Below are 25,675 nucleotides of genomic sequence, written 5' to 3'. Positions count from 1 at the left end.
AGACGCCTGGCAAAGTGCTTATCGTTGGTTTTTTGAATCAATTTTTGCATGCGCTTGCGCTCAGCGCGGCATAGTGGTGCTAAGATGGTCATTCTCAGTCCTTGTGCGAGTGGTGGGTTTGTTTGGCGATAGATCTGATCGCTCAAACAGGACTGAGTTCCCTTCCTGTGATCTACTATTTGGAACAGCTATTTAGTTACCTGTGTTGCTGTCAGAATGATGTTTTCAGAAAGAACATCATTCTTTAACCTTTTGTGGCCCATTCGGCTTAAAGTGAAGACAAAAGTCGAATTTAAGAGATTATTGAAATCGAACAAAGTTCGATGGAGAGAAATACTTGGAACCTCGGGGATTCAGCTAAACAACTGCTGGCCATGCAACCTTTGCTTTCGTTGTCGTTGCAGGTGAGTAGAGCCGTCCGTAAGTGCCTTCGGTATACCATCCGGCCCTTGGATAAACGGCTAAAGTCCCTGGTCAGCTTGAGCTAGTTGTCGATGGGTATGCTTAAGCAGATGGAGCGAGTTAAGTACTTTATGGACCAGACTTCACCATTCCCTGGTGGTGGGCATGGTCTCATGAAGGTGGAGCACAATTAGGATCACTTATTTAGGTGTCTTCAAAAGCTTTTCTGTATAGCTATGGTTTCAAAAAGCAGTCACCAACCTGTAAAAAATACAATGCTATACATATTTATCCCCTAATGTGTATTCACTCAGTCGAAAGAACTTAAAGGCACTAGGGTCGACATGCTTAATAATTTGAGTCACAAGAGTTTCATGAATGAATAAACCGCCACCAGCAACTTTACTCGGGCGTATGATCAAACGGTTTTCTAATGGAATCGTATCTAACACTTCGTTTTTTAATTTATACCGAATGACTTCGTGTATACTGTCTTCTGATGAATAATCATATATGTCACTGCTGTCAAAGTCTATACAGTCGAGTTTGTCATAAGCATTAAAAAAGAAAAAATCTTCATGCCACTTCTCATTATCATCAATTAACACAGTAGGAAACAACTGAAAGCCATTAATGCTATAAGGCATGATTATGTCGGCAATTTTCTTAGAAACCACAGGGAAAAAACTATGGAGTAAAAAATCACTTACTATGAACGGCATTTCGCCTTTATCTGCATTCGTAAAAAATATTGGTCCATCAATAGCATCTAATTTAGTGAAGCTGTAGCGACGGCGGCCAGTATCCAGTGATGCCTTCAAATGAAGGTAAGTTTCTCGAAATGGTACTTCAAAAAATTTGTAGTATTGTTCTTCGTAATTATTCATAAACTCCTACTTTGGGGCCGCTATTTTTCGGGGGGACTACCCACTGAAAGCTAAACTCTTAAAAAAACTTTTAGCATTTTTTATATCAAAAGCTTTTGCTCCATACCCAATGGATAGAATGTTTTCTGGCAAAAATTCATCAAATTTTTCGATACGTTTTTCCAATACTTGCTGTGCAAGTTCTGTTTCTGTTGGGAGTTCCGTTGAAGCAAGTTTGAGCAATGTTGAGCGAACACTTTCTAATGACGCTTTTTCTACTTCTATGGCTCCTGCATATGCACCAGCTTCAAAGCCATGTTGGATTAGCAAGGCGACAATTGTATTTACCACTTTGTCGCCAAGCCATGGGAATATATAAGTTGTATTGCCAACCTGGAGCAGTGGTTCTCTAGAGAGCTTTGCATCTTCGAAATATCTTACACTCTCACCAAACAGTTCTCGTGCCGCTGAATTAGCGAAGTCGACTTTCCGATCCCCCACAGAAATTCTGTAGTCACCGTCTTTTAATATTTGGAACATCTCCTGCCGGACAACATCATGTATGTTCAAGCCAGTACCACCAAATTTAGGCGGCTTGCCACCTTTTGCATGCTCCACATAAATGACTTTCTTTTCGCTATCTATGTCGTTTACTTTCCAACGTTTTCCACCGAAAACAATATACTGCCCTTCTAATACCAATGAATCTACAGGCAGCGTTCCGAGTGATTTGGTTCCACATACAATCCGGAACTCTTCAGGCGTTTTAAAAACAGCATAGAACGAGTAATGGCTTGTCAGCTTTTCTCCCAAAAGGCCAAGCACCAATTCACCACTTCCTAACTGAGTTATGAGTTCTGTTTTGCCCATGTGGATAAGTAGTGCTTTGAAGTTTTCAACATTAACGTTTTGAAAAGGGCCATCTTTACAGAGCAAACTAAATAATTGCTCTGCTCTAATTCCTCCCCATTGTGCAGTAACCGCAAGTATTTGATGAAGGAGTGTTGAGAAGTGATAAAGTGATGTATCAGCTGGTTCATACCATTTACTGCCGATAAGAAGTCTGATCATGGCCAGAGACTGAATAAGCTCCAGTCTCAGCTTGTCAATGACGCTAGAGTCTTTTGTCAATTCAGCTTCAGCGATGAGCATTCGTAATATTGAGGCTCCACCGCGTCTTCCTGAGCGTCCCATTCTTTGACGTAAACTTGAAATAGAGTGGGGGGCTGTTACTTGAATTACTGAGTTTACCTTGCCGATATCAATGCCTAGTTCAAGAGTCATTGTGCAAATCGCTGTGGTAGGATAATGCTCCTGTTGCAATCGCTTTTCTAAGCTTTCTCGAAGATCTTTAGATAGCGAACCATGGTGAGGAAAAAATTCATTCGGTACAATTTTTTCTTCACAGAAGTCAGATAATGTAGCCGCAATGCTTTCTGTACGGCTCCTACTATTTGCAAACACAAGGTGATTTCCGCCTCGACAAAATTTAAATAAATCTTGACAGATCGTATATTCGGCATCATTGGAAGACTCAGCTTCTAAGTTAGCAGGGTTTACATACCCCTTTACCTGAACCTTCAGGGTGGAAGTCGAATGTGTATCTTTGATGATCTTGCAAGGTAAAGATCGATTAGGGCGAAGTGATAGAGGTACTTTCTCTAACTCACCAAGCGTAGCACTCAAAGCTACTCTCGGGATTGGTGTTTTTAGTCTTCCGAGAAGGTGTTCAAGTCTATGTAGTAAAGAGAGTAAGTGATGGCCGCGCTCAGAGCCAATAAAGGCATGAAACTCGTCAATAACGATATATTTCAAATTAGAGAATGCAGCTTTGATCCAGCCTGAGTCTCTGATGAGTAATGACTCCAATGACTCAGGTGTTATTAACACGACACCAGACGGCGATGCTTTTAACTTCTTCTTTCGGCCCTGTGAGCTATCACCATGCCAGGCAGTAACCGGTATTTCTAACAGGTCAGACAGACTTCCTAAGCGCCTATCTTGGTCATTTATAAGGGCTTTTAGAGGGCTAACGTAAAGGATCCCTACACCCGTTTCTTGAGGTGCGATAGTGCTGAGCGCAGGCAAGAAAAATGCCTCTGTCTTTCCTGCTGCGGTTGAAGCGCTGATCAGCACATCTGTCTTTTCAGACAATATAGGTTCAATAGCAAGGCATTGTATTTCTCGTAAGCCAGTCCAGCCTTGTTTGAATATCCAGCGCTGAATCCGATGGTCTAATTTTTCATGTTCATCAATCATAGTTTGAAGTCAGCAAATCCATCTTCATTGTCCTCTGTTTCGAGTTCAACATCGGAAGGCTTATCTTCATTTATTGCTACTGATGAGATTAGACTATGCCACGCAATTTGCGGGTTTTGGTCGATTACTGCGAGCATGTCTAAAAATGCTTTAATGGTGTTACGTGGCGTTCGAAAATACGCATCCCCTATAGTTTGGCTGCAGTGCTGTAAGAACGCTTTGAGAGATTCGTCTGGAACCAAGTACTTCGTTTCGTCACCTTCAGCATAAACATGACGCAAGTTTTTAAGCAAAATATAAAGTTCTTCTGGGGTTAAGCTAGCGAGGTGTAGGGCTGGTGACGAATAATCAATCACGCCCGCTTGTTTAGCAAAGCTGTTATCTGCCAATCTAGATTGTAGTGCTTCATAGCTATACAAGCCTTTACGTGGATCTAGCAGAAACTCAGGGGTTCCGCCGAGAAGGAAGCCCAAATACTCAGCGCTTCCTTGCAAGCAATCGTTTAGAATTCGGAGTATTTGTTCATAGTTAGAAGTTCTCGCTGTGGTGTTGTTCAACTTATACAGATTTACCATCTCGTCTAAATTAACTAGAAGCCCTTGGTAGCCAGCTTGTCTGACAAATAAACTCATTAATTTCAGTGCATCATAAAAAGATGTATCCGAAATAATTGTTCGAACTCCTAGGTCATTTCGGGCATCGGTTTTAGTTGAATACTCTGCTCGTAACCATTTTATGGCGCTAGCTTTTAATATCTCATCATCTTTCTCATGACCTATCCAATAAGCCTCAATAACTTTAGCAAAATCATAACCGCCAACCAGTTCAGAAAGTGATGCTAATTTTTCATGGATAATTGAATTTATACTTTTTCCTGAAGTATCAGCTTCTTTCATTGCTTCTGTGATGAACTTTTCAACGACACTGGTTAAAGCACTACCATCAGGTTTGTTGCGAGTAGCCATGTTACGCATTAGCTCAGAGTAAAGGTTCCTAGCTTGACCAGCCGATGCATGAATACGTCTATCAGGAGATAAGTCTGCATTGACGGTTACAAGCTTATTCTCTAGAGCAATAGCGCGTACAACACTTAAAAAGAATGTTTTACCAGAACCATAATCGCCGATAATGAGCCTGAAAGCTGAACCTCCATCTGAGATCCGATCAATGTCTTGGATTAGCGCTTTTAATTCATTTACTCGACCTACTTGGATATGCTGGATTCCAATCTTAGGAGTAACACCTGACTTCAGAGATTGGATAATTGCATCTCTTTCTTTAGCTCGTATTCTTTTTGCAACCATTATTTATCCCTTCAATTCTTCTACGATTTCTAGATCGACATAGATATCACCATCGTCATCTAGAACTGGCGCATCAACTTTGTCATAAGCCCAGTCATTAATAGTTTCTAATGCGCCATCAACCATTATGTTTAGTTTGCTGCACAGTTCATGAACTTCTTTACGTGGCCACGACTCTTTAGCTATCAAAGTTTCAAAAAGCTCTTTGTAAGGGCTATCTAAGCTTTCTTCATTGACATCAGCGGTGGGGCTCATTTCCAGTTCAGCTTCTTCATCAACGGCAAATATACTCTCCAGCATACTCTTTGCATCGTTGGTGTCACTTTCATGCATAGCTAGAATACCTTCATCCAACTGAAAGGTACTTTTATCAATTGAAGCGTCTTTAGATGTGGCTGAGATAGGTTGTTTACTGGAGGCAAATGCATGAATGTCACTTGTAACGAGTGACTTATCTAAGCCTAATGAGGTATATAACTTTTCGATTTGCTTAATTTCAGAAGCATCGATTTTTCCATCAGCAAGAGCGATGGAAAGCATGAATCTTTTCAAGAATTCAACCTGTGGAACGCCGAGTTTTTCAATCCTAGCTTTCAATCCGGTATTATTTACAGGGGAATTTAGACGCCAAGTTAAATATGCATTTAACGAGTTCTTTTCAGAAGGTGAGAGTTTGTCATCGTGGTTTATCAACGTTTGTAAGGCGATTTTCTCATGATGATCTACAGTACCATCTATCGTTGCGACCATTGCCCCTAACCTAATTGCTAAACTTACTTGATTGAATGTCGAGCTTGGCTCAAAAAACTCTCCATGGCCCGGTGAGAAGAGCACAATGTTATCATCGGTTTTCAATTTTGCATGGTGAAAACGTTGGTCTGGCGCAATACCTATTTCAGCCTTAGCAGCCAAGTTAGCGACTAGTTCATTTTCTTTTTTGTTAAACGCCTTAGGGAGAGGTGTACCTGTATGAGTCCAGAAATCCTTGACTGTGGTTAGTCCATCATTTGAACTAATTATCTGATTTGCCCAAGACTTAAATGTTTCTATAACTGGTGAGTTTGCTTCGTTTGCCAATTCTTTAGGTAATAACATCAGCGCTGCAATATCACTCCTTGAGGTATCAGCTTTTCCTAAGTAACGGCTATAGCTGCTCAACTCTTCTGTACATTGTTCGGCAATAGGAATGAGCTTTTTAATTGGGCCTTTGAGAATACTTGGATCAGGTAAGTCACCCAACTCCAAATCAACCCCATGCACACCATTGCTTGCCGCATGGTATGAAAGTCGCAGTTTAGTTTTATTGGGTTTTACGGAAATTCCTTCGCCAAACTTGTCAGAAAATCTAATTTGGAAAAGCTGGCTAAACTCTTCTTCACATCTACGGGCGGGAGTTTTTAGGGAATACTCGAATGTATTTTTTAGCCACTCTAAAGCTAAGGGAGCTGTTACAGGGTTTCCATTGGCTATAGTTTTTGCAAGTTTAACTCTGAATGACAATGCATTATTAGTTTCTGGTATATCTGACAGTCTATCTTCTAATAAGGAGGGTCTTTGAAGTGCCATTAGTTCGAGGAAATTAGCAGAGTATCCTCTGAACGAACGATTTGCGTTGAAAACGCTATTGAGACGCAACACTTCTTCAAATATTGCTATGTACTCTTCATTAGATATTTGATTATTGGATTTGTTTTCGATGACTCTTCTCTCAAACCCGTAGAAATAGATGAAGACATAACCAATTGGCGTACTGGGGTTTGAGCGATCAGAGGCGAGCCAATCTAGGTAAGCGCCTCTACAGCCTTTAGATAAGGATGCGTAAGTTGGCCAGTACCCTAAGGATTCATCAGTGTATATTTCTGAATCTACCGAGGGACTTGAAGCCGGGCGTTTATCATCCACTAGAGATGGCTCTATACCGTACCCATCTAGTGAATTCATTACTCCACCAAAGTAGAAAAAGCCTTTCGTTAACTGTCTTCCATTAACAGAAAGTTGTTCATCTACACTTATCCATCGACCTTTTTGTTTGTTCGTTGTTTTTTCTGGCTCTCGGCCAAAGCTTGTATGAATAGTAAAAGTAGCAAAGTCATCATCATCGTCTAAATAAGCATGATTAGACGAACTGGATACACTTATGCTGGAAGAACCTACAGCAATACTGGGCGATGACGTTCTACTTTCAGAGACTTTTGTTTTTTCGGAAAAAGGTTTGTGAGTTCTTTGGGGAGACGGATTTTGTGCAGAAGGTTTATCGTTCTTCTTACCTTTAAAAAATCTATAAAGCAAATAAGTTACAAATAACCCAATAACAAATTCCATTTTATTTCCTCTTTTTCAAGGTTTTAAATTAGGTTATTTTGACCCTTGCTTTTTATATGTTGTGATTGGCCATTTATATCAAATAAAGATAAATAATGCAAAATTTTGACCTTTCACCGAGATTAGTACCAGGGAGCCTCGGAGATTCAGCTAAAAAGCTTCCGACAAATAACTGCTCCTTGCCTTCACCGTCGTTGCAGAACCACAGCTCCGGCTTTACAAAGCGCTGTAAGTGGCTCCAGCGTACCATCCGGCCCTTTGAACAAACGACTAAGGCCCTTGGTTAGCTGAGCTCGTCATTGATGGGGTGTTTAAGCGGTTCAATATGGCTGCTGTTGTTGTGGCGGATAATGTATCCGGTATCATCAACCTGTCATTAAATAATCCTTGGCTTCAAAGTGCAATCCTTGTGGCGTGTTATGCCGTTCATTGTCGCCAAAGGGTAATAGTTCAGGTGTTTTTATCCAGTATCCCTGCCCGTATCTGCCGTTGAATACTGCTATAGTCTGAGTCCTCCAGGATTTTGGTTATTCCAGCGCGAATAGGGTTCTGGTCAACATAAACTATGCAGGCCAACAGGTTACATCACCCAGAAGTAAAAAGATGATTGAAGAACAATGACCGGAGTGGTTGACTGGTGGGTTATAAGCTGGTAACAGTGGTGTAAACAAGGAGGTGTAAGGTGAAAAAAATATTTTTTTTACTGATGGGGATTTTACCATTTTCATCAATGGCTACTCAGAACTATTTGTGCTCAAGTTGTACAAATGATGCTAGTGCGCGACAGTTTGCTGTTAAAAACTTTACGCCACGTCTGAATTGTTACCCGGAAGACAGAACTCAGCCCATGACACCAGATAACATGATTTGTGGCTCAACGAGCAATAAAATAGCCCTGGTCAATCCAAATACCGGTGTTGTTTATAGTTTCAGTGTAGGGCATAGGTTTGATGGGATATCTTATGAAGCGACAACTTGGCCTTTTTCTATAACATCAGAAAAAAAGTCTCTTTTGTCAGATGCTGGGCTAGCCTATGGAGCCTTAAAAAAGTCAGTTGTAGAACAAAATAAAATTCGTCGAGACGAGATTGGTATTATCTCAGCAGGAATTAATCAAGTTGGATTATATGATAGTAATCAGGATGACAGTTCTGGTGTTTCAAGCGGTTGCCCAACCGATACTGCACTTGCTGCTATAGTTGATCCAAATAAATTAACGGATATAGAAAATAAGTTAAAGTCAGATATAGTTAACGGTACCCCCCTTTTGAAAAATGTTCACGCTGTATTGAGTAAGAATGGATCGTCAGTCGATATAAATGATGTACAAGTAAATCTCAGTAATCGGCTGGGAACAGTGGGTCTTAAATATACAAGTAAAGATCCATCCTTATCACTTCAGTTCGGCTTTAGACAGTCTGAGGGTGGTGGGTTTATGACAGATTACCTTTTATTTGACTTAAGGATTATGAAAAATGACAACATTGCAGCTACACCAATAATTGATTTAACATTGAATGATCTTTCGGTAGTCGCTGGAGGCTATACTTTAGCACAGTTGAAGGGAAAAAATGGTCCTCTCGCTTTTACTGACCCCTGCATTCTTAGCAAGTTAAAAACACTACGTGAAAGTGGTGACTTTAAGAATTCATCAGGTGGTCCCTCCAACTTCAGCAATATTGGTGAAAATACCGGCGGACCTAGTGGCGGCGGATACCAAACTTGTACGGTTTATTTCTATCAGGGGGGGGCTCTAAAATACGTATTTAGAGTACCAGTTAATGAATGTTAAATCTGATGTTTTTGTTTAAGCTGGCTTTTATTGCTCATAAGAGCCAGCTATCCCTATCATACTGTTTTAAAAGCTTGGGCTGCTTCTTGTCCATTGAAATAGATGATTTTTCACGGATACTCTCATTCCCTCCTGAACCCACTTCCAGTGTACCATCCGGCCCTTTGAATACATGGCTAAAGTCGGTCGTCAGCTTGAGCCTGTTATCGATGGGTAAGCGGTTCAATATGGCTGCTGTTGTCATGGCAGACACCCGGTAGAACCTGTAGGACACAGGGGCAGGATTGATGATGTCGTTTGAGTTCATACTTTTGTTAAGAAAGCATTGCAGGGGGTTGCTTGCTGCACTTATCCTTGTTCTTACTCAAATTATATCAATACGTTACATAGCTATGTATTGAGCAAGGTTTTATACAAGGAACAGGATAAATGGAAACAGATGTGCTGGAGATTTTGCAGAACTTCCACTCTGATGGGCTTTTTGTTGCGCCCAACATACCCAGCAAGAAAGCTAAAAATGCAAGTGCATGTTATGGCATGTCATCATCGGTCGATATTTATGCCATAGTCGATTCTACGGTGTTTGGTTCTGCAAAAAATGGTCTGGCATTTACATCTGAAGGATTGTTTTGGAAAAATGACTGGACAACAACTTCTGCAAAAAACCACATGTCGTGGGAAGAGTTGATAAACACCAGTCAAGAGCATGCTGTTGACGGTTCAGATCTGTTGTTGGGGCAAGGCTGTGCTTTTGGTATGGCGGGTTCCGGTATGAAGCCCGCGGTTTTATTGAAACTGTTGGAAAAACTGGCCCAAAAGATACAAGGCAATACAGGGGCGACAGAAACTGCTGAAGTTTCGAATGTGGCACAAGCCTGCGTGACTCCGGCAGCTGTTGCAAATGGTGAAGCTTCTGTCGGCAACACTGCTTCGACGAGCGTTACTGCTGAAAATCTTCCCCCTGAAGGCGTTACAACCGAGAGTGTTATTCCGGCAGCAGATGCAAATGGTGGCGTATCTCTCACCAATACAGCTCCGGCCAGTAATACAGCACCGGCGAGCGACAAAGCTGAAAGCGCTGCCCCCGAAAGCCTTAAGCCTGAAAAGCCGGAGCAGGAATCCTGTCCCAAGCCCGCTTTTGAAGGTAGCTATCAGCGGGAATACTTGGATATAGTTAACGCCGTAGCCAAGAGGCATCGTCTATCCCAACAAATCCAAATCGCGCCGGCTATCAAAGTCCACAAAGTCAGAAAAGTCATCGAAATATCAGAGGGTAAAATCGAACCTTACGATATCCTGATGATTGTGGATAACACCTTTATGCAAACAACCAAAGATTTTCTGGTTGTGACTCCTCATGCTATTTGGGCTAAAGGTACGCTGAGAAAGGTAGAGAGTTTTTCCTTAAGTGAAATTCGTAGTATTCGTTGTGATAAAAAAACTCTCTTTATTAATGACTATGACTTCCAGTACTTGGATCAGTTCTCTGAAAACGAAGTTTTGATACTGACGAATATGCTCGAAGAGCTAGTGGTCGCATTGCGTAAGTCCGACTCTGTATCGGCTGCTGACGAGCAGCTTCAATTACCAGCTGCTTTGGATACTTTGTTGTCCAACATATACGAAGTTGTATTGGATGATGTTGTTTCCGGCTTGAGGGATAAGGGATACCCTGAAAATAAGCAGTTGGTTACTTCGATGGCGGAATGTTGTTTTAGTATCTTTTTCATTGTTGACTCCCACTTAAAATATCGAAATCAGGATACAGCTGAATTGGCGGGGCAATATTTGCTTGCTCAAACTTTGTCTGGCTTATTTGCGTTAATGAGCATAGAACAGTTATGGAGCAATACAGAAGTGAAGTCCACCTATGTGATGATGCAATGCTCTGTGATCATTCGAACATGCCAGTACTTTGAAAGACAAGGAATAGTGTTAAGGCCGAACCAAAACTGGTATTTGCAGCTTTTCCAAACCGTGATAGAAGCCAATACCCTGGAACAGGGGGCTGAACTCATTGACCAGGAGATGGGTAACCTCAGTGCAGATAGACAATTAGCCATTGATTGTGCCTTCAAGAGTGGTCAAGGTGTTAGGGAAATGTTTTGCGATACTCTTTGATTATTTGGCTCCAGCTATCCTAAATAGGTGTGATTAAAGCCTGGATGTGAAGCGGACAGGGCTGTTGAAATCGGCGTACAGCATTAGGTTTTTAGTGCTGTATGCTTTTTCAGGAGAGAAGGGGATGGGAGGTCGTTCGAGACTAAACATACCTCACTAATGCTTTGGATAAACATATCGAGCTGAGAACTGAGCATGTTGTTTATCAGTCCAGGTGGTAGCCCATCAGAAAATTTGCCCGTCAAGCCGTGTTAAATGTGTTAGACAGGAATACTCAGTTGGTGCATAGCCAATAATCTGGGGCTGGGAGATGATAGCGTCAGGGCGCTGATAAAACGGAAACTGGGCCAGATTCGTGTGGCAGACCCAGAGTTCCAGGGTTAGGAGGTGGGTGAGCTAGTACAGCTTATCTATCTACTTATTCTATTGGCGTGTCGGTGAGTTTGTTCAAACCTCTTGCATCCTATGATATCAGGCTAATTCTTTCCCCTTGGATTGTATCTTCGACCAAGTTAAGCCGAATTTTTGGAGATACTTTTGCAATCTTGTCGAATCGTTGGTTTGGGCTTTCTTGGTTCTACTGACATCGAATAACTCTCTGCCGGCCGATGCCATGCTGCCGTGTTGCTTGCAGATATTTAAAACATAGTTGAGCTGATTGGCATCAAACTGGTCCAACTGGGCAATTTCTTCATCTGCAAGATACTGCTTCAGCGTTTCTACCTGAGTATCGTGTGGAGAAGATTGCCAGAACTGCTCTAGTCGCGCGATTTCTTCTTTCACATCATCCACAGAGATCCTTGATGAGTCTGCCAATGTACACAATCTTGTGATGGCTGAACTTAGATCGCGGAAATTACCTGACCAAATAGCCCTGTTGGAAGTGGCAAAGTTTTCGAATGCAATCCTAGCCTCTTTATTGAATTGAATTCGCTGTCCGGTTTTTTGTTCGTAGAGTCTGACTTCGTAGTCAATATTGGCTGGAATGTCTTCTTTGCGATCTTTTAATGCGGGGAGTTCATAGGTCCACAAGTTGATCCTGGCCAGCAGATCTTCCCGAAAGAGGCCCTGATGGACTTGTGACTTCAGATTTCTATTTGTTCCGGCTATCAACTGAAAGTCGCTGGAAACCGGTTGATCACTGCCCACAGGATGAAAAGTCTTGTTTTCAATTGCGTGCAGCAGCATGGCTTGTTCTTCCAGCCCGAGCTCACCTATTTCATCTAGAAATAACATGCCTTTATTTGCTGTCAGAAGGTATCCACGGCGTTCTTTTTGCGCCCCGGTAAAGGCTCCTTTGGTGTGACCAAACAATGCCGCCATGGCATTTTCGCCTCTCAGCGTTGCACAGTTTACCGATACCAGCTCTCCTTCCAACATTGAGCGCTTTTTCTTCAGCTGAAAAATACGGGTAGCAAGTTGACTCTTGCCGGCACCGGTTGGGCCTGTGAGCAACATAGGATCGCTGGAGCGGATCGCGACCTTTTCGATTTGCGTAATCAGTCGGTTAAATGCCGCATTTTTCGTCTCTATACCACTCTTAAGAAACTCTTTTCCTTCGAGGTGTTCCTTGTCGAAGCGTGTCGCCAGTTGGTCGTACTTGGAAAGGTCCAAATCAATGATCTGGGTTTTTCCTATAGCCTTATTTTTATTGCCTCTATCCGGTGAGGTTTGTATCAAGCGGCCGGGAAAGTGGCCGCTCTCTGTCAGCAGGAAAATACATATCTGCAGAACATGGGTACCTGTGGTGATGTGGAATAGATAGTCGTTCCGGTCGGTATCGAATACCTGTTGGTGGCACCAATCATAGAGTTTTGAGTAAGCCTCTTCAAAATCCCAGGGATCATTGAAGTTCACATTGTGTAATTCGACTTCTGTTTCCGGTGAAATGCTGCCAATATCGGCCGCAACACTGCTGGCCAACCTTTTACTGTGGTTGTCATGAAGCATGTGCAGTTGGCTGACAATCAAATCTTCTTGGCTGCATAAGCTGACATTGGGGCGCCACTTGGCCCATCTATCACTTCCTTTCCCTGTGTAATCCAATTGAGTGCCAACCAAACTTACGACCACAGTGCGTTTCATTGTTTGTGATATCCATATTGATATGTTCGTATCCATTTAATTACTTTTTCTGTTTGCGGTCAACCTGGTAATAAAACAGGGTTTATGAGTTGCAAGAATTATTTGTGCTTAACAATCAAGGTGTTATGTGTTTTATTTTTAGTTGATGCCTAAGTTGGCACATTGATTGATATAGATAACTTGTCTGATTAAGTGGTTGTGATTCAAAGGTCACACCGGTGCGCTGAACACTGTGACTGCGTATGCCTAATCAAATGCATTATTAAGTAGCTCAGCTGGAAGAGCAGCGAAGTGGATTCGTCGGTCATGGGTTCGATTCCCATCTTAATAGGATTTAAGTAGCTCAGAGGATAGAGCAGCGGCGTAATGTCGTAGTCGAAGGTTCGAATCCTTCCTTAAATACAGGTAGCTCAAATTGGTAGAGCATCGAAGTGTTAATTCGATTGTTGTGGGTTCAAATCCCGCCCTAAATTCAAATTGCAAGAATCAAGGTTAGCGAGTCGTTTTTGCCAATGACTGATAAACGCTAAAGATGGACCAATGGTAGCCAGCAGGATGCTCCCTGCCATTTAGAAATCAGGTGCCTTTCTCAGTTAAGCAATGAACTCTTGCTAACTCCACTTACTTCCGGGTAAGTGAAAGGATAAAAGGAAATTAACTATGTTTAAAAAACTCTCAATAAGAAAAACGGTTACAGTCGCTGAAAACCAAAGGGTATTGATGTTTAAAAATCAAATGCTGGCGGATGTACTTATGCCTGGGAAGCACAAAATTTGGGATATTAAAGATGATCTGGAATTCATTACCTTTGATATCAATACGCTCTACTTTGCTGAAAAAAATGCCGACAGACTTTACCGAAGCAGCGATGCTCTGCGTAAACACATCTCGCATTGGAAACTGTCGAGCAATGAAGTGGGATTGCTCTATGTGGACGATCTGCTGCAAGGCATTGTTGCACCGGGTGAGCACCTTTACCTGTGGAAAGACGCGGGGGAATTGAGGTTGGATACCCTCTCAATTGAGGAAAATCTGCAAGTTGATGAAAAGCTGCTCTTCTTGATCAATCGTGCGGGAGCCAATACCGCTACAAGATTGATCAGAAGCAACCGTACAGTGGCGATTAAGCCGATTGCGGATATCTCTGTCGCCAAAGACCATATCGGCTTGTTGTATGTAAATGGTCGATTCATACGCAGGTTGGAGCCGGGGCAGCACGCATTTTGGCAGTTCAATCACACGATTGAAGTGAAGCCCTTTGATTGCCGGACGCAGATGCTGGAGATTTCAGGCCAGGAAATCTTGAGTAAAGACAGGGTGAGCCTGCGGATTAATCTTAGCGCGAGCATTAGGTTGCAGGATGCCGAACTTGCTGCCCGCAGCGTGGATAAGGTGGATGACTTTGTCTACAAGACATTGCAACTGGCGTTGCGGGAAGCGGTTGGCACTAAGTCACTGGACGATATTCTGTTGGATAAGTTGTATGTCAATGAAACAGTTAAGGAACTGGTTTCAGATCAGCTTACTGCTATAGGTATCTCACTGGTCAATGTGGGCGTGAAGGACATTATTCTGCCCGGAGAGATGAAGGCGATATTGAATCAGGTGGTGGAAGCACAAAAAGCGGCGGAAGCCAATGTGATCAAGCGCCGCGAAGAAACATCGGCCACCAGAAGTTTGCACAACACTGCCAAGGTGATGGAAAACAATCCTACCTTGATGCGGTTGAAGGAGCTTGAAGCACTCGAGAAAGTGTCGGACAAGATAGGCAACCTGACGGTTTACGGCGGCCTGGAAGGGCTTATGAATGGCATAGTGAAAATTGCCTGACGGGAAGGGCTGTGGCGAAGAGGATGCCGCAGCCCGCTGAGAAATGGATTGGAAGTAAAGGAATCAGTAATGTGTAGTAATTACAACGTTATAGAAAGCAAGGGACGGGCAACGATTAAAGCGTGGACCAAGGGAGTTCCTTTTGAAGACAAGGCTCTGGAGCAGTTGAACAACATTGCCGCTATGCCTTTGGTACATTCACACATAGCGGTTATGCCGGATGTCCATATGGGCAAGGGGGCAACCATTGGCAGCGTAATACCATCGGTGGATGCCGTTATTCCCGCTGCCGTTGGTGTCGATATTGGCTGCGGCATGGTGGCCGTCAAAACGACCTTATCCGCCAGTCAGCTTCCGGATAATTTGGCTGGAATAAGAAGTGCCTTTGAGGCCGCTATCCCCCATGGCCGAACCGGAAGAGCCAGAGGGGCAAGGGACAGAGGTGCCTGGCACAATGTTCCTGAGTTGGTGGCCGAGGAATGGAAAAAACTGGCAACCAGGTTCGAGCGAATTTGTGAAAAGCACCCGGCAATAAAGAAGAGTAATAACCTGAAACACTTAGGCACTATGGGTACAGGCAATCACTTTCTTGAGCTCTGTTTGGACGAAAATAATGCCGTGTGGATTATGTTGCATTCAGGCAGTCGCGGTGTGGGTAACCGGATAGGTACCTATTTTATCGAACTGGCCAGGAAAGAGATGCAGCGCCATCAGATTAACCTGCCCGATATGGATTTGGCTTATCTGGAAGAGGGGAGTGAGTATTTTGATGACTATGTCGAGGCTGTGGAGTGGGCGCAGGATTATGCGGCGAAAAACCGTGAAATCATGATGTTCAATGCGATTGCAGCCTTAAGAAAGCTGATCCCGACAGGGTTTTCGACAGCGGAATTGGCGGTGAATTGCCATCACAACTATATCTCCCGGGAGCGGCATTTCGGTAAAGACTGCTATGTCACCCGTAAAGGTGCCGTTCGAGCTGAAAAGGGCGAAATGGGGATTATTCCAGGCAGCATGGGGGCTCGTTCCTTCATTGTCAGGGGCTTGGGAAACCCCGAGAGTTTCAATAGCTGCAGTCACGGTGCCGGGCGGGTAATGTCCAGAACCCAGGCGAAAAAGGTATATAAGGTCAAAGATCAAATTGAAGCCACTCAAGGGGTGGAGTGCCGTAAAGATGCGGCAGTCATTGATGAGATACCTCATGCCTACAAGGATATAGATAAGGTCATGGAAGCGCAGAAAGATTTGGTTGAAGTGGTTTATACCTTGAAGCAAGTTGTGTGCGTTAAGGGGTAAATCATGCCGTATTTAGTGATAGATGGGGCGCAGGGAGAAGGCGGTGGTCAGGTGTTAAGGACAGCATTGACCCTGTCTATTTTGACTCAGCGACCAATCGAAATAGTCAATATTCGAGCCAAGCGTAAGAAGCCCGGATTGCTGCGCCAACACCTGACCTCGGTATTGGCGGCACAAGCGATATGTGAGGCGAGCACAGAAGGGGTGGAACTGGGCTCCAGCCGGATACGGTTTTCGCCCGGTGAGGTTTTGCCCGGCGATTATCGTTTCGCCATTGGCACAGCAGGAAGCACAGTGTTGGTGTGCCAAACCATCTTGCCGGTTTTGGCGCTGGCGAAGGCAGGCTCCAAGGTCGAGTTTGAAGGTGGCACACACAATGGAATGTCGCCCTCGCTGTGTTTTCTGGAGCAGTCCTATTTGCCGCTGTTAAAGCTGATGGGCATCGACTGCCAAATTGTGAAGTCTTCGCTTGGGTTTTATCCGGTAGGTGGTGGCAAGTGGCAGATAGAGATAAAGCCGGCAAAAGTCTTGAGCCCAATTAGGCTCATGGAGTCTGGAAGTGAGTTTGCAAAAAAACCGGAAAACTGCGGGCTTCATGCACTTGTCAGCCAGTTACCTGTATCTATTGGGCAAAGAGAAGTGGCTGCAGCAAAAACGGTTCTGGGGTGGAGCGCATCGTCAGGCATAATCACGGATGTGGACTCCATAGGGCCAGGTAATAGCTTTCAGTTAACAATCCAGGGTAAGACACATACCAACCTGTTTGAAGTGGTTGGTGAGCAGGGCCTCTCGGCAGAGCGCGTGGCCAAGCGATGTGCGGGGCGGGTAAATAAGTTTGTTAGCGCCGAAGCAGCAGTGGAAGAGCAACTGGCGGATCAGTTACTCATTCCCATGGCCTTGGCTGGAAAGGGCAGTTACACGACCAGTAAACCGAGCCTGCACACAAGCACCAATATTGAGGTCATCAAGCAGTTTATGGATATCAATATTAGGGCTGAACAGCAAAATGAGCTGTGTTGGCAAATTAGCATAAGCAGCTGAACTACCGTGGAGGCTAGCAGCCAGGCGGGCGAAAAATAAAAAGGAGAATAGAGCATGTCAGGTGAACGTATCACCCATGATGGTGAAAGAGAGCGTTGCCCAGTACATGGGCATACCAAGCGCTTATCCCGCAAGGAAATCAGCGAGATCAAGCATGCTGTCGAGGTGGCCAATTCACAGGCCAAGCGCAGTGGCAAGAAGCCCAAGGAGCCGCAAATCGGCTTGTTCAGTTGTAAATGCAACTGCTTCTACGTCAAAGTTGATTAGTCGCTGTAGCTGAGTTTGTTAAACAGCCTGGCAGCGGGACCTTTTGCTCCCGGCAATACTCGCCATATTTCTCTCACAACAACTTGAACCCACTGCCAAAGCCCACTAGGTTAGTGTGGTGCAATGGAAGGCGGGATAGTCTAGCTCGCCGGTATGCGATAACAGATAGGGAGAGGCTGTTTATGTTCAATCGAGTGTTGAGTCGGGAGTGCTTGGGAGCCAGGCCCTTTGGCAATAAGGTGGTCGTCAGCGCCAAGAGGTTTTGGGCTTATCTGCCTATCCATGCGTCTATCTTGGTCTCTGTGAGTTTGCTGAGCGCCTGCAATTCGGATTCACAAGAAGTGGTGCTCAATCCTGTCGACACGGCCAAGATGCAGAAGACGGTGGAACAACTGGCCAAGGAGATGCTGGTGCCCGGCGCCGTGGTGATTCTGCGAACGCCTAGGGGCGACTTTAAAACCGCCTATGGGGTAACCCGTTATGGCGGCAGTGAAGCGACCGACTTTGATCAGCATGTCAGGGTGGGCTCCAATACCAAGACCTGGGTCGGTACCGTGATTTTGCAGATGGCGCAGCAAGGGCGACTGCAAATGAGTGACACTGTCTCCATGTATCTCGACAATGTGCCAAACGGTGAGTCGATCACCATAGAACATTTGCTTACTATGCGCAGCGGTCTTTTCAATTACAGCACCACGCTCGAGTTGAATCAGACACTTGATGAGCAGCCAACCAAGGTGTGGACTCAGACTGAGCTGCTGGCAATGAGTTTTGCCCATAAGCCAGGTTTTGCCCCCGGCAGCGCATTTGAATACTCCAATACCAATACCGTCTTGCTGGGACTGATCGCCGAGCAAATCGATGGCAAGCCGCTGGCGGCTGTGATGCAGCAGAGGTTGTTTGCCCCCTTGGGTCTTGAGCGGACTCTGTTTCCCGATATCCATTCGAATACTCTTCCCACGCCCTTGGCGCGGGGTTATATGTATGGCACCAATGTGTTGACTATGGATCCGCCTTATATGCTGCCCGAAAAGATGCAGCGAGAAGCCAGAGAGGGCATTCTGGCACCCATAGATCAAACCGAGGCCAATCCTTCCTGGGGCTGGGCGGCCGGCGCCGGGATCTCCAGTGCCAATGAGTTGGCAACCTGGGTAGAGGCTTTGGTTGCCGGAGAATTGCTGGATGCCGATTGGCAGCGAAGGCGTCTGGATAGTGTCAGGCCGATAGATCCCGATAATCCCAACACTGCCTATTATGGCCTAGGGATCGCCAAGTTTGGCAGCCTCTATGGTCATACTGGTGAGTTGCCCGGCTATAACTCCTTTATGGGACATGATCCTGTCAACAAGGTGACTCTGGTGGTTTGGACCAACCTAGCACCGGCGGTGGATGGCAAAGATCCGGCTACCACCATAGCGGCGGCCCTAATTAACATGCTCTATATTCCATCCCGTTAGCATTAAACCCTGCGCCGGGGAAGGAGAGCCTCCCCGGCAAACCTCCTGATTGGCCTCTTCCGATTTGCTCCATAAAGCTATCGCCTGGCATGATTTTATGCCTTGCAGTTTTCTTGTGCTCCCTTGAGTTGCGGTGCTGCGCATTTTGGTAATGATTTGTTCTTAATACAAAATATCTCTATCATTGCCGCTCGGCTGTTGGTTGGGAACGTTTAGAAGGGAATCCATGAAAGAACTTGTCAGGGAAAACAAACGGCCGGACTTCAGGCTGTTGCAAAGCTTTGTTGTTCGTACTTTGGTGGGCGCTATGTTCGCCTACTATCTGGTGTATCTCGCCAATGAGCCTTTTGAGCATCAGTTGGCCTATATCGCCGTGTGCGTGCTGTTGTCGCTGCTGATGGACTATTTAACAGCCAGAAGCAAAGGCGCGTTGGAGGTCAAACTGGTTGAAGGCAAGTTAGTCTTGCTTGGGGTCACCATAGAGGTAGCCCAGATAGAACAGGTACTTTACTGCCAGAGCAAGCGCTTTGAACACCAACTGAGGTTTCGTTTCAAGGATCACACCTATCAGGACTTTGAGCTATCCGAGCCGTCATTGATAGCCGATTTGCAACTCTACTATTTTTTGCTGGATAACCAATTGCCGGTGAAAATGCTGGACAATGCCGAGCGCCTCAACTGAAGCGCCGGCACCTGCCTTGGCTGCACCCCATATCAAGCCTATTACCCGTGTGAAGGGTATTATTTAGGTGAGCGCCATTATCCGGATATCGCTTCAACCGGGTCGAAAACCGCTCTGGGCTGATCGGCATCAAGCCTGATATTCATCATCAGTGACTTTTTCCATCCAGATTGCAGCCGGTGCTGTCTCCGATGCTTCGGCTACGGCTACGGCTACATGGCTCATGGCCCTGTCTTGGCTGGCCCCGTGCCAGTGTTTTTCGTTGGCTGCAACCCATACGGTATCACCGGCTTCAATCATTTGTTTCGGCTCACCGGCTTTTTGGATCCAACCCCTTCCCTCCGTGACATACAAGAGTTGCCCGGCGCCGTGGGCATGCCAGGCGGTGCGGGCACTAGGCTCGAAGGTGACCAGTGCGGCACCGATACGCGATGGGCTGCCGGGTTCAAAGTGATTATCGATTCTTACCCGACCGGAGAAGGTGGCTTCCGGGCCCTGAAGGGATTGGCTGGCGGCATTTTTGATGATTTTCATGATCTGTTCCTGTGTAGATGAGGACTTGCATTCGATCTTAGCCGCGCAGATTATGTAACTTAAATGATATGTCAGTATTGGCTTTATATTTGAGATTCATATATGAGACGGGAAGAGCTGGGGGATTTATGGGTGTTTCAGGCGGTAGTTGAAGAGGGCAGCTTTACTCGCGCCGCGGCCAGGTTGGGGACATCACAATCCTCTGTCAGCCATACCATAAGGCGCCTGGAGCAGCGCCTCAATGTACAACTGTTGAATCGAACCACCCGCAGCGTGGCTGCCACTGAGGCTGGGCAGCAGTTGCTGCAGACCCTAAGGCCTGCCTTTGGTCAGATAGCCGAGCAGTTGGAGCGACTCAACAGTTTCAGGCAAGAGATCAGCGGCCACATTCGGCTTACCGCCACCAAGTTTGCCGCCGAGTCGATATTGCTGCCGGTGGTTAATCGCTTACTGGCGCAGCATCCACAGCTGCAAATCGAGGTTTCTGTGGATCAACAACTGCTTGATTTGGCCGCTCAAGGTTTTGATGCCGGGGTACGATTGGGCGAACAGGTTGCCAAAGACATGGTTGCCGTGCGTATCAGCCCGGATCTGCGTATGCTGGTGGCGGGCTCGCCGGATTACTTTTGCCGCCATGCAAAGCCGACCATCCCCCAGGACTTGACCGGGCATAACTGCATTAATCTGCGTCTTCCCACTTCGGGCGGCTTGTATGTGTGGGAGTTTGCCAAAGAGGGCCGCGAGCTGAATGTGCGGGTAAGCGGCCAGCTTATCTGCAATGAACCGGATTTGGTGACTAAGGCGGCAATAGCCGGTGCCGGGCTCTGTTTTCAACCTGAGGATGCGTTGGCGCCGGCGATAGCGGCCGGTGAACTGCTCCCGGTGTTGGAAGATTGGTGCCCGCGGTTTGCCGGTTATCACCTCTATTTTCCGAGTGGGCGTCAGCACTCGGCCGCCTTTAGATTACTGATTGATGCGCTTAAGTATTCAGGCGCTTAATTGAACCGTTACTGTATTGACCTGCAAACCAGAGCGTTGTTTTATAAGGTGAATTCTGGCGACGCCTCATTGCTGATTGGCCGGGATTACTGTGTCGGCAATCATCTGCCTCAGCCATTTGTGGGCCGGGTCTTGATTGAAGTGCTTGTGCCACAACAACACGTACGCACCGGGCACCAGATCTATCGGCACTTCCAGCGTCGCCAACTCAACATGTTGCAGCGCCTGGGCCGCATATTTGGCAGGCGCGCAGAGGATTAACTCGCTGTGGCGACATAACTCCAGCGCAGTGGGAAAGTCGGTGATATTGGCGCGGATCCGCCGGGTCTTGTGCTTCAGTGCCAACACATCGTCCAGCAACCAATGTTCGATACCGCCAAAGGCTACCTGCAGATGCTCGAAGCTGAGAAAACGCTCCAGGTTCCAGTCGCCCTCGAGCGCAGGGTGACCCGGCGGCAGCAGGCAGATGGGTTTGTCGCGAGTCAGCTCCAGATACTCGAGTTCATCCGGCAGGCTGTTGATATGCATCAGCGAGCGCGGATCCCACTCGCGGCAGCCTATGGCAAAGTCCAGCTCGCAGCGCAGCAGCTGCTCCATGGTGCCCGGGTACCAGGTCTTGCAGTTGATATCCAGCCCAGGAGCCTGGCGCAGCAAGGAAGGCATAAAATGTGGCAGAGTGAGGGAGTAGGCGGTTTCCACCAAGTGCATACGAAACTGACGTTCACTGGCGGTGGGGTCAAACTCGTCCGGTAGCGTCAGCCGCTCGGCCAATCTGAGCCATTGCTGCAGCTCTGGCCCCAGAGCCAGCGCTCTGGGAGTGGGTTTGAGGCCGAAGGCGCTGCGTTCAAACAGCGGGTCATTGAACAACTCCCGCAGGCGGTTAAGCTGCTTACTGACGGCCGATTGACTCAGGTGCAACCGCCTGGCCGCACCGGTAACACTTTGTTCTTCCAGCAGGACTTCCAATACCGGAAGCAGGTTGAGATCGACTTTCATTATTATCCTGGCCGCAGGGTAGAAGCTTAAGGGAAGGTGCTAATAGTTCCTGGTGACGCTCTGGCTTGCACTATAGGACTTGTTTGTACCTTCCCAAGTCTAACAGCTTGATCTGCCTGTCCAAAGAACAAAAGGCTGCTATTCTGGCCAGGGAGAGAGTCATCAAAGGAGTGGGATTATGCTGAGTAAATGGGGCTGGCGGCTGTTGCAATTGAGCCGCAAACTCTGGATGCGCACTGTGCTGTTTGCGATTCTGGCGGTGGTTACCGCATTGCTGGCGATAGTGGTGCAGGGAGTTATTCCCCCTTCGCTGTCGGGCATGATAGGTGCAGATGCGGTGGACAAGCTGCTCAATATCCTCGCCTCCAGCATGTTGGCCGTGACCACCTTTTCCCTGAGTGTGATGATTTCCGCCTATGGCGCAGCCACCAGTAATATTTCCCCCAGAGCCACCAAGCTGTTGATGGAAGACTCCACTGCCCAGCAGGCGCTGGCTACCTTTGTCGGCTCCTTTGTTTTCAGCATAGTGGGCATTATCGCCCTCAGTACCGGTGTCTATGGCGAAGAGGGGCGGGTGGTACTGTTTCTGGTGACTGTGGCCGTGGTGGTATTGATAGTGGCAACCATTCTGGTGTGGATCAATCATTTGTCCAAGCTAGGCCGGGTAGGGGAAACTACAGACAGGATTGAAAAGGCGGCTGGAGCGGCTATCCAGCGGCGCTGTGAGCATCCTTGGCTGGACGGGCGGCGGCTGGCATCCGAGGAGGATATTCCCAAAGGGGCTTTAGCTCTCTATCCGGCCGACACAGGCTATGTGCAGCATGTGGATCTCGGCAGCATCAATCAATGGGCCGAAGATTACGGCGCCGAAGCCTATATCACGTCATTGCCAGGTGCCTTTGTCCATCAGGGACGGCCATTGCTGTGGCTGAGTTTTCAGGCTGAGGATGGCGGTGTCGATGACGCTCAGTTGCAGCCACTGCACAAGGCTTTTACCGTGGCCAATGAACGTTCTTTCGATCAGGACCCTCGCTTTGGGTTGTCGGTATTGGCCGAAGTGGCATCGAGGGCCTTGTCGGCGGCGGTGAATGATCCTGGCACAGCGATAGATGTGATTGGTCGCGGAGTCAGATTGATAGCCAAATGGCAGGTGACCGATGAGCAGAATCTGCCGGCGCCGGAGGCTATTCCCTATCCCAGAGTTTGGATGCTGCCGATACGTCTTGAAGAACTGTTCGATGACTTCTTTATGCCGATAGCCCGGGATGGTGCGGCGCTGGTGGAAATTCACATTCGGCTGCAAAAAGCCTTTCAAGCCTTGTCCAACCGGGTGGAGTTTAGCGAGGTGTGTCGCAAACACTCCGAGCTGGCGCTGGCCAGAGCCGAACAGATACTGACGTTTGAGCCAGATGTTACACTGCTTCGGAAGCTTGCCGCCGAGCTACAGCAAGAGCCAGGTAACGGATAGCTGGCGTAGAACTCAGCTTGCGGCTATGCTATTCGCGGACTTTTTTATCAGGGAAAGATAATGAAACCTTCAAATCTATTACTTGTTGCCTCATTGGCATTGGCGGCGCCGCTGCAGGCTGCCGAAGATCCTGCCGTAGCCGAAGCCATTGAGGCCGGGTTACAACATTACCGCAAGGGTGAATTGAGCCAGGCCAGTTCACAACTGGATTATGCCTCAACCCTTATCCGGCAGCAGCGGGCCGGAGAAGTCGTAGGAGTATTTCCCGAGCCATTGCCGGGTTGGCAAGCCGATGACCCTTCAAGCGATACAGGTGGCATGATGTTGGGCGGGGGCATAAATGCCAGCCGCCACTACTACAAAGAAGACAGTGCACAACTGGAGATAGAGCTGGTGCTCGACTCCCCCCTATTGCAGTCTGTTATGGCCATGCTGACCAATCCATCTATGATAGCCATGAGCGGCGGCAAGCTGGTCAAGGTTCAGGGGCATAACGCCATGCTCAGTACTGAATCCGGTGAAGCAGAGCTGACTGTGATAGTCAATGGCAATGCCATGTTCACTCTCTCGGGGGAAGGGGTTAAAGCCAGTGAATTGCAGGAGTTTGCCAACGCCCTGCATCTGGATAGGCTTTAAGATCCGGCTCGGAATCGAGCTAATCAGGATATGATCATGGGCCCCTGCGGTTTAAGCTGCAAGGGCCTCTGTATTTGGGGGTATCAGCGCAGTAACTGCTGATAGAGCCAGGACTTGAGTTCGGCGCGGCGCAGTTTCAACTGGTTGAAACGTTCTTCTGCCGTGGGGACACAGTTTTCTTCCAATCCACGGATCTCATGGTCGAGGTCGTGATACTCGGCTGCCAGCTCGCGAAAGTGAGGATCGTTTTCCTTGAGTTGATGGATTTTCTGTTTGTGCTCCGGAAACTCCAGGATCAGCGCATGGTTTTCGCCCAACATAAGCTCTCTCCTTCAAATAGTGCCTGGCCGAAACAGGCTCAAGCCTTGATTCCTACTCTACCCAGCGGCGCTTTGTCTGTCATCCGCAGAAAGTCGACAAATAACCATAATCCTGTTTAGTGGCAAGTGAGCAATTAACGGCTAGCTCGCCATCCCTGGTTCGTGCTAATGAACTTGTCGCTTTGCAACATTTGTCCTAGTCGCAAGATCGCCTGTGCGAAAGCTCACTGCAGGTGATAGGCCATGGCTGGAAAGCAAGCCGATATTGATAGGTGATTTCATCCATAAGGCGACAGGCAAGTTGTCACCGGGTTCCCGGACTCACTTGGCGAAAAGGCGGCTATTGGGTCTTGCGAAGGGAAAAGGAGATGTTTCTTTGGGCCCTTATTCGGGCCCAAAGCGCGCAGGCTTAGCCTTTGATGCTGAAGCTGCCTTGCATCACGGCCCAGTGGCCGGGGAAGGAGCAGAAGAAGTTGTAGCTTTCTTCCGGTGTCATGCCTTCGGTGCTGAAGCTGATGCTGACAGATTCGCCACCACCAACCAGAGGAGTGTGGGCAATCACCCGCTCGTCACCGGCTTTGACATAGGCGGCATCGGCGCCGGCTGCCATACCATCAGTAGCAATGCCCTGCATGTCGGCGCTCTTGCTCAGAACCCAGTTATGGCCCATGGCTGTCACTGGCAGGGTGCCGGAATGAGTCAATGTCAGTTCTACCGTCTTGCAACTGGCGGGAACGCTTAATTCCTTGGTATCAAATTGCATCGCATCGTTGGCTGTGATGGTCAGGCTGCATTCGTCGGCGCTGGCAGTGCCGCTGATAACGGCGCCGGCTCCCAACAGGGCAATACCCGCGAGTCTCTTGGTTAACTTATTCATTTTCAATTCCTTTTCTGATTTTAGGGTCGATATTTCTCTCGACAGAACGAGAGCCCCGCAGGCTCCCGCCTGGGTCAATCATAACGGCATTTCCCTTAAATGAGAATTAATCTCAGAATTT

The 25,675-nt window shown here is 47.0% G+C and carries 21 protein-coding genes and 2 tRNA genes; 13 read left to right on the top strand and 10 right to left on the bottom strand.

The genetic code is table 11. The annotated features are described in order from the left end of the window. Nucleotides 1-680 precede the first annotated feature (680 nt). From N512_RS0115475 to N512_RS0115460, 4 genes are read right to left on the bottom strand one after another with little or no spacing between them, the layout of a single operon-like run. Nucleotides 681-1,289 carry an imm11 family protein gene (locus tag N512_RS0115475; RefSeq protein WP_028780914.1) on the bottom strand — a complete coding sequence of 203 codons (609 nt, stop codon included), beginning with the start codon at nt 1,287-1,289 and terminating at the stop codon, nt 681-683. A 36-nt stretch (nt 1,290-1,325) separates the two neighbouring features. After that, nucleotides 1,326-3,527, bottom strand: coding sequence for a DEAD/DEAH box helicase (locus N512_RS0115470; RefSeq protein ID WP_028780913.1), 2,202 nt, complete (start codon nt 3,525-3,527; stop codon nt 1,326-1,328). Then, nucleotides 3,524-4,831 (bottom strand): ATP-binding protein, encoded by a 1,308-nt coding sequence (locus tag N512_RS0115465; protein ID WP_028780912.1) that lies wholly within the window; start codon nt 4,829-4,831, stop codon nt 3,524-3,526. Before N512_RS0115465 ends, N512_RS0115470 begins: the two co-directional genes overlap by 4 nt. 3 nt (nt 4,832-4,834) lie before the next feature. Continuing rightward, nucleotides 4,835-7,153: a tellurite resistance TerB family protein gene (locus N512_RS0115460; protein WP_028780911.1), complete on the bottom strand. Its 2,319-nt coding sequence runs from the start codon at nt 7,151-7,153 to the stop codon at nt 4,835-4,837. 682 nt (nt 7,154-7,835) lie between these two features. Here N512_RS0115460 and N512_RS0115455 point away from each other — a divergent pair. Then, nucleotides 7,836-8,945, top strand: coding sequence for a hypothetical protein (locus N512_RS0115455; RefSeq protein WP_144128777.1), 1,110 nt, complete (start codon nt 7,836-7,838; stop codon nt 8,943-8,945). A gap of 34 nt (nt 8,946-8,979) precedes the next feature. On the opposite strand, the gene N512_RS0115450 is transcribed toward N512_RS0115455, so the two are convergent. Continuing rightward, nucleotides 8,980-9,189: a hypothetical protein gene (locus tag N512_RS0115450; RefSeq protein WP_152134826.1), complete on the bottom strand. Its 210-nt coding sequence runs from the start codon at nt 9,187-9,189 to the stop codon at nt 8,980-8,982. Nucleotides 9,190-9,374: 185 nt separating this feature from the next. On the opposite strand from N512_RS0115450, the gene N512_RS24550 reads away from it, so the two are divergent. Then, nucleotides 9,375-11,066 carry a hypothetical protein gene (locus N512_RS24550; RefSeq protein WP_028780909.1) on the top strand — a complete coding sequence of 564 codons (1,692 nt, stop codon included), beginning with the start codon at nt 9,375-9,377 and terminating at the stop codon, nt 11,064-11,066. 471 nt (nt 11,067-11,537) lie between these two features. Here N512_RS24550 and rtcR read toward each other — a convergent pair whose 3' ends face one another. Further along, nucleotides 11,538-13,151, bottom strand: a complete 1,614-nt coding sequence (gene rtcR, locus N512_RS0115440; protein ID WP_037475241.1) for an RNA repair transcriptional activator RtcR — start codon at nt 13,149-13,151, stop codon at nt 11,538-11,540. Nucleotides 13,152-13,411: 260 nt separating this feature from the next. On the opposite strand from rtcR, the gene N512_RS0115435 reads away from it, so the two are divergent. The 8 genes from N512_RS0115435 to N512_RS0115395 all read left to right on the top strand — a co-directional run bounded on the left by N512_RS0115435 (nt 13,412) and on the right by N512_RS0115395 (nt 19,724). Continuing rightward, nucleotides 13,412-13,482, top strand: a tRNA-Pro gene (locus N512_RS0115435). A 1-nt stretch (nt 13,483) separates the two neighbouring features. Continuing rightward, nucleotides 13,484-13,553 (top strand) — tRNA-Leu (locus N512_RS0115430). Nucleotides 13,554-13,811: 258 nt separating this feature from the next. Further along, nucleotides 13,812-14,981: a slipin family protein gene (locus tag N512_RS0115420; protein ID WP_025009018.1), complete on the top strand. Its 1,170-nt coding sequence runs from the start codon at nt 13,812-13,814 to the stop codon at nt 14,979-14,981. 69 nt (nt 14,982-15,050) lie between these two features. Further along, a complete protein-coding gene (locus tag N512_RS0115415) occupies nt 15,051-16,277 on the top strand; it encodes an RtcB family protein (protein WP_028780907.1) in 1,227 nt (408 codons plus the stop codon). A 3-nt stretch (nt 16,278-16,280) separates the two neighbouring features. Beyond that, nucleotides 16,281-17,318 (top strand): RNA 3'-terminal phosphate cyclase, encoded by a 1,038-nt coding sequence (gene rtcA / locus N512_RS0115410; RefSeq protein ID WP_037475238.1) that lies wholly within the window; start codon nt 16,281-16,283, stop codon nt 17,316-17,318. Nucleotides 17,319-17,372: 54 nt separating this feature from the next. Beyond that, a complete protein-coding gene (locus N512_RS0115405) occupies nt 17,373-17,585 on the top strand; it encodes a hypothetical protein (protein ID WP_028780905.1) in 213 nt (70 codons plus the stop codon). Nucleotides 17,586-17,767: 182 nt separating this feature from the next. After that, on the top strand, nt 17,768-19,042 hold the full coding sequence (locus N512_RS23170) for a serine hydrolase domain-containing protein (RefSeq protein WP_081737187.1): 1,275 nt from the start codon (nt 17,768-17,770) through the stop codon (nt 19,040-19,042). 226 nt (nt 19,043-19,268) lie between these two features. Then, entirely contained in the window at nt 19,269-19,724 is a 456-nt protein-coding gene (locus N512_RS0115395; protein WP_028780904.1) for a hypothetical protein, read from the top strand. Nucleotides 19,725-19,853: 129 nt separating this feature from the next. Here N512_RS0115395 and N512_RS0115390 read toward each other — a convergent pair whose 3' ends face one another. Next, on the bottom strand, nt 19,854-20,258 hold the full coding sequence (locus tag N512_RS0115390; RefSeq protein ID WP_028780903.1) for a (R)-mandelonitrile lyase: 405 nt from the start codon (nt 20,256-20,258) through the stop codon (nt 19,854-19,856). Nucleotides 20,259-20,360: 102 nt separating this feature from the next. Between N512_RS0115390 and N512_RS0115385 the strand changes: the two genes are divergently transcribed. After that, entirely contained in the window at nt 20,361-21,257 is an 897-nt protein-coding gene (locus N512_RS0115385; RefSeq protein ID WP_028780902.1) for a LysR family transcriptional regulator, read from the top strand. Nucleotides 21,258-21,323: 66 nt separating this feature from the next. Here the strand turns inward: N512_RS0115385 and N512_RS0115380 are convergent, their stop codons facing one another. Next, nucleotides 21,324-22,259 (bottom strand): LysR family transcriptional regulator, encoded by a 936-nt coding sequence (locus N512_RS0115380; RefSeq protein ID WP_028780901.1) that lies wholly within the window; start codon nt 22,257-22,259, stop codon nt 21,324-21,326. 172 nt (nt 22,260-22,431) lie between these two features. Here N512_RS0115380 and N512_RS23165 point away from each other — a divergent pair, with 172 nt between their 5' ends. Next, nucleotides 22,432-23,721 carry a DUF2254 domain-containing protein gene (locus tag N512_RS23165; protein ID WP_037475234.1) on the top strand — a complete coding sequence of 430 codons (1,290 nt, stop codon included), beginning with the start codon at nt 22,432-22,434 and terminating at the stop codon, nt 23,719-23,721. Between the two features lie 60 nt (nt 23,722-23,781). Then, a complete protein-coding gene (locus tag N512_RS0115370) occupies nt 23,782-24,357 on the top strand; it encodes a hypothetical protein (protein WP_025888839.1) in 576 nt (191 codons plus the stop codon). A gap of 83 nt (nt 24,358-24,440) precedes the next feature. Here N512_RS0115370 and N512_RS0115365 read toward each other — a convergent pair whose 3' ends face one another. Then, nucleotides 24,441-24,677, bottom strand: coding sequence for a YdcH family protein (locus tag N512_RS0115365; RefSeq protein WP_025009029.1), 237 nt, complete (start codon nt 24,675-24,677; stop codon nt 24,441-24,443). 409 nt (nt 24,678-25,086) lie between these two features. Next, nucleotides 25,087-25,554 carry an azurin gene (azu, locus tag N512_RS0115360; protein ID WP_028780900.1) on the bottom strand — a complete coding sequence of 156 codons (468 nt, stop codon included), beginning with the start codon at nt 25,552-25,554 and terminating at the stop codon, nt 25,087-25,089. Nucleotides 25,555-25,675: the final 121 nt, after the last annotated feature.

Source organism: Shewanella sp. 38A_GOM-205m (genome assembly GCF_000518445.1).
Classification (GTDB): Bacteria; Pseudomonadota; Gammaproteobacteria; order Enterobacterales; family Shewanellaceae; genus Shewanella; species Shewanella algae.
This window is presented reverse-complemented; position numbering and strand designations above follow the sequence as displayed.

What these genes read in the sequence shown, in the direction of transcription:
- N512_RS0115475 (WP_028780914.1), bottom strand. Translation starts at nt 1,289, where the DNA reads ATGAATAATTACGAAGAACAATACTACAAATTTTTTGAAGTACCATTT.
- N512_RS0115420 (WP_025009018.1), top strand. Translation starts at nt 13,812, where the DNA reads ATGTTTAAAAAACTCTCAATAAGAAAAACGGTTACAGTCGCTGAAAAC.
- N512_RS0115470 (WP_028780913.1), bottom strand. Translation starts at nt 3,527, where the DNA reads ATGATTGATGAACATGAAAAATTAGACCATCGGATTCAGCGCTGGATA.
- N512_RS0115405 (WP_028780905.1), top strand. Translation starts at nt 17,373, where the DNA reads ATGTCAGGTGAACGTATCACCCATGATGGTGAAAGAGAGCGTTGCCCA.
- N512_RS0115465 (WP_028780912.1), bottom strand. Translation starts at nt 4,831, where the DNA reads ATGGTTGCAAAAAGAATACGAGCTAAAGAAAGAGATGCAATTATCCAA.
- rtcR (WP_037475241.1), bottom strand. Translation starts at nt 13,151, where the DNA reads ATGAAACGCACTGTGGTCGTAAGTTTGGTTGGCACTCAATTGGATTAC.
- N512_RS24550 (WP_028780909.1), top strand. Translation starts at nt 9,375, where the DNA reads ATGGAAACAGATGTGCTGGAGATTTTGCAGAACTTCCACTCTGATGGG.
- N512_RS0115390 (WP_028780903.1), bottom strand. Translation starts at nt 20,258, where the DNA reads ATGAAAATCATCAAAAATGCCGCCAGCCAATCCCTTCAGGGCCCGGAA.
- azu (WP_028780900.1), bottom strand. Translation starts at nt 25,554, where the DNA reads ATGAATAAGTTAACCAAGAGACTCGCGGGTATTGCCCTGTTGGGAGCC.
- N512_RS0115365 (WP_025009029.1), bottom strand. Translation starts at nt 24,677, where the DNA reads ATGTTGGGCGAAAACCATGCGCTGATCCTGGAGTTTCCGGAGCACAAA.
- N512_RS0115385 (WP_028780902.1), top strand. Translation starts at nt 20,361, where the DNA reads ATGAGACGGGAAGAGCTGGGGGATTTATGGGTGTTTCAGGCGGTAGTT.
- N512_RS0115460 (WP_028780911.1), bottom strand. Translation starts at nt 7,153, where the DNA reads ATGGAATTTGTTATTGGGTTATTTGTAACTTATTTGCTTTATAGATTT.
- N512_RS0115395 (WP_028780904.1), top strand. Translation starts at nt 19,269, where the DNA reads ATGAAAGAACTTGTCAGGGAAAACAAACGGCCGGACTTCAGGCTGTTG.
- N512_RS23170 (WP_081737187.1), top strand. Translation starts at nt 17,768, where the DNA reads ATGTTCAATCGAGTGTTGAGTCGGGAGTGCTTGGGAGCCAGGCCCTTT.
- N512_RS0115450 (WP_152134826.1), bottom strand. Translation starts at nt 9,189, where the DNA reads ATGACAACAGCAGCCATATTGAACCGCTTACCCATCGATAACAGGCTC.
- N512_RS0115370 (WP_025888839.1), top strand. Translation starts at nt 23,782, where the DNA reads ATGAAACCTTCAAATCTATTACTTGTTGCCTCATTGGCATTGGCGGCG.
- N512_RS0115415 (WP_028780907.1), top strand. Translation starts at nt 15,051, where the DNA reads ATGTGTAGTAATTACAACGTTATAGAAAGCAAGGGACGGGCAACGATT.
- rtcA (WP_037475238.1), top strand. Translation starts at nt 16,281, where the DNA reads ATGCCGTATTTAGTGATAGATGGGGCGCAGGGAGAAGGCGGTGGTCAG.
- N512_RS23165 (WP_037475234.1), top strand. Translation starts at nt 22,432, where the DNA reads ATGCTGAGTAAATGGGGCTGGCGGCTGTTGCAATTGAGCCGCAAACTC.